Origin of the sequence: Pseudorhizobium tarimense, from assembly GCF_022968135.1 — a bacterium.
In the GTDB taxonomy this organism is placed as follows: Bacteria; Pseudomonadota; Alphaproteobacteria; order Rhizobiales; family Rhizobiaceae; genus Neorhizobium; species Neorhizobium tarimense.
Window position 1 is genome coordinate 252825 of the sequence record NZ_JALJRA010000006.1, and the last position, 10079, is coordinate 262903.

Here is a 10079-nt window from a genome sequence, read left to right on the forward strand (position 1 = left end):
TGCAGAGCAGGGGATCAGGAAGCTTGGTGCGTCAGGAGGGGGCGTAAATTTACCGCTCTGACTACTTCATATCCCGGGCAACTCACCGCACGCGAAGGGGAACAAACGCAGGCTTTGCTCGTAAGGTCTCCAAGAGGAGGCGAACGATGCAGCAGGAGAAATATCCCTACAGGGTGTGGCCGGGTATGTCGGCTGTGGCTGTGTTGATTGGCTCAGGCGTACTGCTGAAACAGATTTCCCAGCAGCCGGAGGAGCCGGTCCGCGGAGTCGACCTGCAGCGCACGGACCCGCAGAGACAGATTCGATCACGATAGAGGGCTTGGTGAAAAAGATCCGTCAGCAGCAGTCTTCGAGGTAAGGCTGGCTTGCGGCCCCGCCACAGAACGCATTTTGGTTGCGGAGCCGCAACGAACGAGGCTTCAGCTGGCGCGGTACGCGAAGCGGTCGTCAGTACGCAGCGAACTCCGGCAGCTGCATTTACCATCCAATCAACTTGAGCAGGATACGGTGATGTTCTTCTTTTTTTCCAACCGCATGGGGTGCCTCGGATCGTTAGTCGTATCTGCGGTTCTGACACTGATCGTGCTGGCTGTCCTGGGGGTACTCTGAACAGAGTACCACAGTCCCGCCCCAAAAACGGAGAGCGGGTAGCCAAGCACCAAGAGTGCTTTACCCGGAGAGACTTGGAAGCTGTCTCGTGAGCCCAGTCAGCAACGGCGGGGGGGGGGGGTCTCGTATCCGCACCCGGCGGTACTGGGCAATGAAGGAGAAGGCGCATGAGCACCCCCGTATGGAGAGCAAAGTTCAAGCTGACGACACGCAACGAATGGATGTGCCGATGGGAGTTGGCCAGCCACCTCGAAGACCGAGAGCAACGACGCGCCGGCTGGAACGCTGCTAGGAAAGACGCCGGACGGAAAATACTTCGTTGTCGACCACCGACGAGATCGCTTGTCACCAGCAGGTGTCGAGCGGATGATCAAGAGTACGGCGGAGGGCAACGGCCGGCGGGTCGGTATCTCGCTGCCGCAGGATCCGGCGCAACCCGGTAAAAGCCAGTTCGCAACGCTAACGAAGATGTTGGCTGGCTTCAGCGTTCGCCCGTCACCGGAGAGCGGCGACAAGTTCATGCGCTGCAGCGGCTTCTCCGCTCAGGCTTAGGCATGCAATGTGTTTGTGATCCGCGGCTGATGGAATGAAGACTGGTTTTTTTGCTCTGGAAAGCTTCCCAGAGGCAACCCGAGACGATGACGCGGACAGGACGAGCCGAGCGTTCAACGCCCTGATTCGTCGTCGCCGGTGACAACGACGACGGTGAAGGTCGTTCAAGGGTTTGCGTGAGGAGGAAGACTGGGCGGAGGTCTATCGGGTGCCGGATTGATCGCCGAACCCTAAGCTCACAATGGAAAGCCAACCAGCATCATTCGCGACGAACGTACAAAAGCCTATAAGCGGTATCACAGTCATGAACCTACTCATCGCGCCCCTCCGGCGGCTGCTTAGCTGTTGTGAGCGCAGCATCAAAAGGGGGATACGCCGCCACTCGGATTCATTCGAGATCGCGTAGATGACCAGGGACGTTGAGAGAACGCGGCCATCGTGAATGTTGGTATCTGCGGGCGCCGGTAACGGTTGCATGTGTGCCGCCGCATTTCAACGATCTGTAAAAGACGACGGACCTTGAGAAAGCTTTCTTAAAGAGGGGCCATCTACATTAGCGACCACTTATGGGGGGCTCAATGTCATATGTCATCGGTCATCTTCTGCGCGTCGTTGCGCTTTTCGTGCTGTTCTCCTGTCCTGCACTCGCCGGGGCACAAGATTGGACAGTGACCAGAGCCACCAAGCAGGTCAGCTACACTGTCGACAAGACGACTTGGCACGCGGTGGAAGCTGGCTCCATCATTCCTAATCAGGCATGGATCTCGACCGGTCCACGCGGGCGGGCGACCCTCTCCAGAGGCACAGAGAGCATTACTCTTCAGCCGAACACACTCGGTGCCGTGATCACCACGCAAGGTCTGTTTTCGCGGAAGACCGACGTGGTCCAACAGAAGGGGCAGATAGCGCTTAACATTGAGAAGCGCAGCAGACCTCACACGTTTGTCCATACTCCCTATCTGGCTGCCGTAGTGAAGGGCACAACCTTCACCGTGACAGTCACCAATCGGGATGCTTCTGTCTCCGTCGAAGAGGGATTGGTCCAGGTATCTTCATTCACAGGCGGGCAGAGTACGAACGTCGGTCCGGGCCAACAAGTCACCGTTGACCAGGCGCAGGAGATGTCAGTTGCAGGTGTCGCTGAAGCACCATCCGTATTCTCGGTGGAGCCGACTGCGGCATCAGTTCCTGCCGTGGGTCAACAAGCGCCGGTCGGTGCCGGTCTCGGATTGAGCTCATTCAGCGAGCAAAGCGTATCAAGCGGAAGAGGCGGTTCCGAATCGACCGGCGTCAGCGGCGAAAGTAGTGACGGTGGGAAAGCCTTTGGTCGACAAACAGCAGCTGGAAGCAATCGTAGCGGCGGCGGAAACGACAATAACGGAAATTCGGGGAATAATGGCAACGGCCCGAACGGGAACGCTCACGGTAAGCCCGATGGCAACGGCAACGCGGGCGGGAACGGTAACGCTAGTAACGGCGGCAGGAACACTGGCATCAACGGCAAGAATGGCGGGAATGGTAACTCAGGGAACAATGGAAACGGGGTCTCTGGCGGAAACGGCAACGGCAATAGCGGCAACAGCAGCAACGGCATCACTGGCGGAAGTGGTGGCGGTGCCGGTGAGGACAGCGGCACGGGGAACGGAAAAGGTAATAGCGGCAACGGGAAGGGCAACGGTGGCGGAAATGGCACGGGCAATGAGGGCAATGGCAACAGCAAGGGCGGGAATGACGGAGACTAGTCCGGTGGTTCCCCCACTCGTCCCGCCCGCTACGCCGCACAGGGAGCAGGTCACTTACCTAAAGTAGAATAAGGAGAGAATCGTGAAGTATGTTGTTTTGATTGCCATCGTCTGGCTCGCCGGCTGCGCAACTAGCCAGCCTTCCTACTACCAGCCACCCACCACTGCGCCGATCTACAAGTAGGATAGCTTATCGCTTCTCTACCTTGCCCTGAACAAAAAGCAACACTGCTGGATTAACGGCAGTAACGACCGGCGATTTGAGATAGTGATTGCCGAGCTGACCAACCCGGGTATCAAAGAGAAGCGAGCATGACGCGAACTGCGGTACGCCGCAAGCAACTCAACAGCTATCAGCCGTTTCGAGATGGGACACCCAGAGACGGTTACTGATCATCGCGATCAGGAACTCGGCGGCGAGGCGCCGGCTACTTCTCCAGGAACGCCCGAATGACCGCTTGCGGCTGACTTCGCGCCCAGTCGCTTGAAGGCTAGAGGCCCGCAGCGCCTTTCGCCAGCTTGTCTTCAATATTGCGCAGAGATTCTGGCCAAACTGCATCTAGCCGCGATCGGAGCCTAGACCGTTTCTGTCATGCCGTCCCGAGCCGGTTGCGATAACACCCGGGCCTAGGCCGACGGGTCCGGTAGCCGAACGGGGAGTGCGGCTCGCGGTGTGGAAAGACGAAGCCAAACTTCGCATCCATGGTCGCGGTTGCCGCATGCTTCATTTAGGCCAAGTCCTTCCACATGGCCTAATGCGCGATAGGTGCATAACGCCCTCAAATGATCTCAGGTGCAAATACGTCGCCATAGCTCTCCTCGATCCGCGTGACTTCTTCCTCAGTGAGGGCGGCGAATTCCTTCTCTTTGGCGCGGTTCGACAGCTTGCCGTCATTCTGTTGAGAAAGCGGAAGAGCAAGTCTACGGTGCGTTCGCGCATGTCGATCATGCCCTCGATGCGGCGGCGGAATCCATCGTAGCGGCGAATATTGGTCGATCTGATCAAGGATCGCGGCCGAGACCGGGAAAACTACGCCGGTTGGTTTATAGCCGCGTTCGGAGAGGACATGATGGATGAGATAGCGGTGCAGGCGGCCGTTTCCTCGAATGGGTGGATGTAGACAAAGCCGAACGCGAGGATCGCGGCGGCAATGACGGCGTCCATATTCTGCGCCGGCTTTCGATCGAAGGCGATCATGCCGGTCACCAGCGATGGCAGGTCTTCGTGGCGTGCACTGACATGGTCGGGTAAAGGCAGGCGAGTATCGCGATCATGGCCGCCGACGAGCCGCCCTCGTCGCGGAAACCTAGCTTAACGAAGCGGTCGTCGCCGATGACGATGCGTTGCAGGCGCAAGAGTTCGTCCTCGTCAAGAGGCTGCTTGCGGGCTTCGCCGATCGCACGGCCCCAGCGTTGGATGCGGTCTTGTGGGGGGGGCTGTCGCCCTCAATTGCGTAGCTGGATTTTGAATCCTTGAGCAGCAGGAAAGCCGCCGTGCGGGCGAGAACATCACGCGGCACGTCGGCGATGATGTCCTTAGCCTTTTTGCGGCAGATCATAGACGATGAACTGATCGATAAGGAAGGTATGGCGCACCATCTATTGCGGTCAAGTCTGTTGAAGATGGTACGCCGTAAGGTGCACTCAGCCGCCTGTTGCGATGAAGTCCGGGTTTGAAAAGTCAGCGCAGTCCGGGCGACCGATTTTGCCGTAGGCGAGGGGAGAGCCGTCGAGCGTCTCAGTGCGTCCGCCGGCGGCACGAAGCACCGCGTCGCCGGCCGCCGTGTCCCATTCCATGGTGCGGCTGAAGCGAGGGTAAACATCTGCCGATCCTTCGGCGAGCAGGCAGAATTTCAGCGACGAGCCCAATCGCCGGATGTCGCTGATCCCGCGCTGCCGAAGATAATCCGACGTCTCCGCCGAATCGTGCGACCGGCTGCAAAGCGCGACCGGTCTGGATCCTGCCTTGCGGCTGGAGATCCTTCGCCGGCCGGCAACCCGGAGGTCCGAATCGATCTCCAGTCTCCAGGCGCCATCCCGGCTTCCGATATAGACAACCGATTGCGCAGGGGCATAGACGACGCCGAGAACGGGTGCGCCTGCTTCAATCAACGCAATGTTGACGGTGAATTCCGGCCGCTGCGCGATGAACTCCCTCGTCCCGTCGAGCGGGTCGACCAGCATAAAACGCGTGCCGATCGCTTGAGCCCTGCCTTTGGCGACTTCCTCTTCGGCGATCACCGGGATCTCCGGTGCAACAGCCGTCAGGTGATCGAGAATGATCCGTTCGGCATGTTCGTCCGCTTCCGTCACCGGAGAGTGGTCTGCCTTCTCCTTCACGCTCAGCTTCGCACCGTGGTAGATGTTGAGGATGGCTCTGCCGGCCGCGAGGGCGGCCGTTTCGAACGTCTGGAGAAGCAGGGCGTCGTCAGTCATCCGCGGCTCAACACTTCGGCGGCGCAGCCTTGAGCCTCGCAAGATGCGCCCGCGCTGCATAGAGCGCCACCGCAGCAGCATTCGAGACGTTGAGCGACTTGATCGCGCCGGGCATGTCGAGCCGCGCAAGTGCACTGACTGTCTCTCGGGTCTTCTGCCGCAGCCCTTTTCCTTCGGAGCCGAGGACAAGCGCCACCTTCTCGCCGGCAAACCTGCCTTCGAGCGGTGCGGGACCTTCCGAATCAAGACCGATCGTCTGGAAGCCGAGGCTGTGCAATTCCTGCAGCGCATCCGCGAGATTGGTCACCTGGATATGGGGTATGAGCTCCAGCGCCCCAGAGGCCGACTTTGCAAGCACCCCCGATTCGGTCGGGCTATGTCTCTGGGTGGTGATGAGTGCGCCTGCCCCAAATGCGACTGCGGAGCGCATGATCGCCCCGACGTTGTGGGGATCGGTTACCTGATCTAGCACCAGAAGCAGTGGGCTTTCCTTCAGGGCTTCCAGACGGCGCACGGGCAGTGGGCGCGTTTCCAGCATCACGCCCTGGTGGATCGCATCCGGCCCGAGGACCTTGTCGAGATCCTGCGGCGATACGAACTCGACCGTATAGGGCAGGGCATCCGCTTGCGGCAACTCGAGCCGCGCGAACGCATTCTGCGTCACCAAAAGCTTGATGATCTTGCGGGCCGGATTGTCGAGCGCCGCGCGCACCGTATGCAAACCGTAAAGGAACACCTGGTCCGGCTGCAATTGCGGCCCCTTCCAGCCCGGCACCTTGTCGCGCTTGCGCAGTGCAGGCGTGGGGATCTCGCCGCGCTCGCGCTTGGCATCGCGCACGGCGCGGCGCAGGGTGGCATAATGGCTGTCGCGGCCGGATTTGTCGTTCGGGTCTTTCTTGCTCATGTGCCCTTATATCCCCGGGCTTGCTCGTGGCCTAGCCGGTGAAGGCTGGAGAGCTGAGTTTCAATGATCATTTTTTTCGTGTTTTTGCTCCTCAGGCCGTGTTGACAGACGGTCATGGGGCGGTCATATACGCGGCGCAGATCGGGAGCCGGCGGCTTCCATCTCAAGAGCTTGGTCTCGATCCTGACGGATAAACTGGAGGGATGCCCGAGTGGTTAAAGGGGACGGACTGTAAATCCGTTGGCTCAGCCTACGTTGGTTCAAATCCAACTCCCTCCACCATTCCGTCAGAGGATCGACCATCCCGCGGGTATAGCTCAATGGTAGAGCAGCAGCCTTCCAAGCTGAATACGCGGGTTCGATTCCCGCTACCCGCTCCAGCTCTTCCAGTCACTTAGAAAGTTGCGTGTCACTCGTTCCTTGTCGTGTCAGAAGGCCTACTTCAGCCTTTTCCCAGCCTTTCTTCCGCAACCTTCCTGGATTGCAACCCGTCACCTCGACAATAGCGCCGGGTCGTCTTCGTCTTGGTGTGCGTTGCCAACTCCCTGACTGCTTCCACGTTCGCCGGCTCCATAGGAGATTAACCCTCAACAGCTTGATTGCGCCTGCGGTCCTCCTGTGACCCTTTTTGCGCCACTGGGCGAACCGCCTCCCAAAGAGTCGGAGGCCCTGAGGGCGTCGATGCGCCGTTTCCTACGTTCTCTTCGAGCACGCGAAGGCTGGGCTCGTAGCCGCGGATCTGCGTCGCTGTGGGCGTGCTGGCTTGTCGTTTCGCTAGCAGGTGATCAGCGACTTGATCGCAGAGGCCCAGAATGCCGAACCGCATGAGTGGGAACGCAGGCGCTGAGAGGGCGTGCAGAAGCTGTCATTCGTCAGGAAGCTCGAGCTGCACATCCGCCCGAGCTTCTGCCGACGAGTCTACTTCCTGCGGTTGTCGAGAGCGAAAGCACCTGCGCCAGTTGTCACCAGTGCCAGGAAGGCAAAGCAGAAGAGGATCGAGGCATCTCCACCGTTGGCAACGGGGAAGAAGCTTTTTGGAAAATGACCCAGGAAATATGCGAAGGCCATGTGTCCGGAGAGGACGAACGCTACCGGACGGGTGAATAGCCCAAGGATTAACAGCGCGCCCCCTACGAGTTCCAGCATGGTTGAAGCCACTGCAAGTCCCGACAACGTTTCGGGGCCAGGTATGGGGAAGCCGAAGGCTTTCTGTGTCCCGTGCTCTAGGTAGAGCAGGCCCGCTACAATACGCAGAGCGCCAATGGCGTAGGGCTGGTAACGGTTCAGTTCGAAATGCATAGTCAAAATCCTAGTTCTTGAGTGTCCTCATCAACGCGCCGATCTGTAACAGAAGCAGGGCAGCAGTCACTCTGCTTCAGCATCAAGATCTCTTGAACGACGCGGGGCAGACGAGTGAAGTAGCCAAGTTTCTCTTCAGTTTGCCACAAGGGTGTAGAATCTCCGCGCGGTTGCCGCCCACGGAAGAATCCCAGACGTCTCGGTAGCTGACCTGTTCAGGTGGCGTCAAAAGGCGGGAACCGAACATGCTCCGAGTCAGTTCCGAGAATGTTCAATGAGAGGATCATACATGTTGACCATTGGTAAGACATTGACGGCTGGTGCCATGAGCGCCTTGCTATTTGCGACCTCGATCGCTCCCGCAGGTGCAGTCGTGATGCCATCGGTAATGGCACCGCAGGTATCTGCAGTGGAGCAGGTCCAGGCTAACAGAGATGATCGCCGCCGCTTTGAGCGAGATCGCGACGACCGCCGCGGGATGTACCGCGGGTATCGTGGTTCTCGTGAACGCCGGCAGGGCTATCGTCGTCACAGCGACGGCTTTTGGTATCCCCTTGCTGCATTCGGTGCAGCAGCGATTATCGGCGGCGCGATCGCAAATCAACCAGGTCGGGCCCAAACGACGTCGAGTCGGCATGTTCAATGGTGCTCGGAGCGATATAGGACCTATCGCGCTTCGGATGACACCTACGTGCCGCGCGTCGGCGTGAGAGCGCGCTGCAATTCGCCCTACAACTAGGGCTCCCGTCGCGCTTGAGTACGGCAGCCCCGTCAGCAATGGCGGGGTTGCTCAATCAGTGACGGAATTGATCGCGTTCCGGTCTGATTGATAAATATGCCGTCATAGTGGCTGCTCATTACGGGGCTCACCACGGGGCGTACACGACCTGGATATCATTTAGCCAGCCTCTGCAGAGCGTTGATGATTACGAGGCGCTCTTCGGCGTTGGTGCTCACGATGTGGAACGTCGTAAGAGGCTTTATCCATCGTGGGGCTCCAACACCGATACTGGCCGCTCCACAATTTCCTGACGGTTCGAACCTTCAGATACGTCTTAGGAAACTACGATGACATTTGCGCCTGCCGCAGGTCGTCGTGGGGCCTTCTGGACCTCGGTCTCGGCACGATATACTTCTCCCTCGTGTAGCGAAGGGTTCCTCCAGATGACGATGATCAACAGCTTGCGCCATACAGTGCTCGTTTGCGCCGCCGTACTGGCGCTTCTTGTGGCTGGCGCAGGCGCATCACTCGCGCAGGAAGGGGTCAATGTCTTTGCGGCCGCCAGCATGAAGAATGCCCTGGATGCCGCAAGTGCGGCATGGACGAAAAAAACCGGTGTGGCGACCTCGATCTCTTACGCCGGAAGCTCGGTACTGGCAAAGCAGATCGAGGCGGGTGCTCCGGCCAACATCTTCATCTCTGCCGATCTCGACTGGATGGACTATCTGGCGGAACGGCAACTGATTGACCCTTCAAGCCGCACCAATCTCCTGAGCAACCGCATCGTACTGATCGGTCCCAACGGGGTCGGCACGGTTGACATCGAACCGGGTCTTGATCTGGCTGGCCTGCTCGGCGATGGAAGGCTCGCCATGGCTGCGCCGGAATCGGTGCCGGCCGGCAAGTATGGGAAGGCCGCTCTCCAGAAGCTTGGCGCCTGGGAAACGGTGCAGGAGAAGGTGGCGCGTGCAGACAATGTCCGGGCGGCACTGCAATACGTCTCGCGCGGCGAGGCGCCCTACGGGATCGTTTACCGGACCGATGCCAAGGCCGACCCAGGGGTCACGGTCGTCGGCATCTTTCCGGAAGACAGTCATCCGCCGATTGTTTATCCGGCGGCTCTCCTCAAGCGGAGCGACAATCCTGCCGCAGCGTCGTTCTTATCGTTCCTGAAGTCCGACATGGCGCGCCCTTATTTCGAATTGGAAGGCTTCGAGGTGCTGGGAAACAAGTAAGCAAGATCCTCGGGAATCTGTCGACATGTGTCATGAGTGGGCGAGCCTCGTGGACTACCGCTCGGGAAGTTGCTGGCGGGCTCGCCGCAGAGCGTGCCCCGCCTTGTGCGCAAAGCATTTATGTCTTGCGCATTGTAATCGAAAGCCTTAAACGGCCACACCAAACCCGCGCGCCGGGTCCACATCCATGTCCACAGGAAGCATTCAATGGCAAAGAGCAAGTTTGAGCGGAACAAGCCGCACGTCAACATCGGCACGATTGGTCACGTTGACCACGGCAAGACGTCGTTGACGGCAGCGATCACGAAGTTCTTCGGCGAGTTCAAGGCGTACGACCAGATCGACGCTGCTCCTGAAGAGAAGGCGCGCGGCATCACCATTTCGACGGCGCACGTCGAATACGAGACGCCGAACCGTCACTACGCGCACGTCGACTGCCCCGGCCACGCCGACTACGTGAAGAACATGATCACCGGTGCTGCCCAGATGGACGGCGCGATCCTAGTCTGCTCTGCCGCTGACGGCCCGATGCCGCAGACGCGCGAGCACATCCTGCTCGCCCGCCAGGTTGGCGTTCCGGC

The 10079-nt window shown here is 59.3% G+C and carries 10 protein-coding genes and 2 tRNA genes; 7 read left to right on the forward strand and 5 right to left on the reverse strand.

Annotated elements, in window-relative coordinates; all coding sequences use genetic code 11:
• Nucleotides 1-894 precede the first annotated feature (894 nt).
• Both terL and MUU54_RS09415 read left to right on the forward strand, forming a co-directional pair.
• Nucleotides 895-1161, forward strand: a complete 267-nt coding sequence (terL, locus tag MUU54_RS09410) for a phage terminase large subunit (protein WP_247243790.1) — start codon at nt 895-897, stop codon at nt 1159-1161.
• 578 nt (nt 1162-1739) lie between these two features.
• Nucleotides 1740-2903, forward strand: coding sequence for a FecR domain-containing protein (locus MUU54_RS09415; RefSeq protein ID WP_247243770.1), 1164 nt, complete (start codon nt 1740-1742; stop codon nt 2901-2903).
• Between the two features lie 1030 nt (nt 2904-3933).
• Here the strand turns inward: MUU54_RS09415 and MUU54_RS09420 are convergent.
• The 4 genes from MUU54_RS09420 to rlmB all read right to left on the reverse strand — a co-directional run bounded on the left by MUU54_RS09420 (nt 3934) and on the right by rlmB (nt 6243).
• Complete coding sequence (locus tag MUU54_RS09420; protein ID WP_312038819.1) at nt 3934-4161, reverse strand: Fic family protein; 228 nt, start codon at nt 4159-4161, stop codon at nt 3934-3936.
• Nucleotides 4107-4259 (reverse strand): hypothetical protein, encoded by a 153-nt coding sequence (locus MUU54_RS09425; RefSeq protein WP_247243771.1) that lies wholly within the window; start codon nt 4257-4259, stop codon nt 4107-4109. Before MUU54_RS09425 ends, MUU54_RS09420 begins: the two co-directional genes overlap by 55 nt.
• A gap of 288 nt (nt 4260-4547) precedes the next feature.
• Nucleotides 4548-5339 (reverse strand): 3'(2'),5'-bisphosphate nucleotidase CysQ, encoded by a 792-nt coding sequence (gene cysQ, locus MUU54_RS09430; RefSeq protein ID WP_247243772.1) that lies wholly within the window; start codon nt 5337-5339, stop codon nt 4548-4550.
• 7 nt (nt 5340-5346) lie between these two features.
• The gene (rlmB, locus tag MUU54_RS09435) at nt 5347-6243 is read right to left on the reverse strand and encodes a 23S rRNA (guanosine(2251)-2'-O)-methyltransferase RlmB (RefSeq protein WP_247243773.1); all 897 of its coding nucleotides are present in this window, start codon (nt 6241-6243) and stop codon (nt 5347-5349) included.
• A gap of 197 nt (nt 6244-6440) precedes the next feature.
• On the opposite strand from rlmB, the gene MUU54_RS09440 reads away from it, so the two are divergent.
• Both MUU54_RS09440 and MUU54_RS09445 read left to right on the forward strand, forming a co-directional pair.
• Nucleotides 6441-6525: transfer RNA gene (locus MUU54_RS09440), tRNA-Tyr, on the forward strand.
• Nucleotides 6526-6549: 24 nt separating this feature from the next.
• Nucleotides 6550-6623: transfer RNA gene (locus MUU54_RS09445), tRNA-Gly, on the forward strand.
• 538 nt (nt 6624-7161) lie between these two features.
• On the opposite strand, the gene MUU54_RS09450 is transcribed toward MUU54_RS09445, so the two are convergent.
• Nucleotides 7162-7542, reverse strand: a complete 381-nt coding sequence (locus tag MUU54_RS09450; protein WP_247243774.1) for a DoxX family protein — start codon at nt 7540-7542, stop codon at nt 7162-7164.
• A gap of 289 nt (nt 7543-7831) precedes the next feature.
• Between MUU54_RS09450 and MUU54_RS09455 the strand changes: the two genes are divergently transcribed.
• The 3 genes from MUU54_RS09455 to MUU54_RS09465 form a co-directional block, all read left to right on the forward strand.
• Nucleotides 7832-8281 (forward strand): BA14K family protein, encoded by a 450-nt coding sequence (locus MUU54_RS09455; protein WP_247243775.1) that lies wholly within the window; start codon nt 7832-7834, stop codon nt 8279-8281.
• A gap of 434 nt (nt 8282-8715) precedes the next feature.
• The gene (gene modA / locus MUU54_RS09460; RefSeq protein ID WP_376742077.1) at nt 8716-9498 is read left to right on the forward strand and encodes a molybdate ABC transporter substrate-binding protein; all 783 of its coding nucleotides are present in this window, start codon (nt 8716-8718) and stop codon (nt 9496-9498) included.
• 207 nt (nt 9499-9705) lie between these two features.
• A partial coding sequence (locus MUU54_RS09465; protein WP_247243777.1) for a GTP-binding protein occupies nt 9706-10079 on the forward strand: 374 nt, incomplete at its 3' end.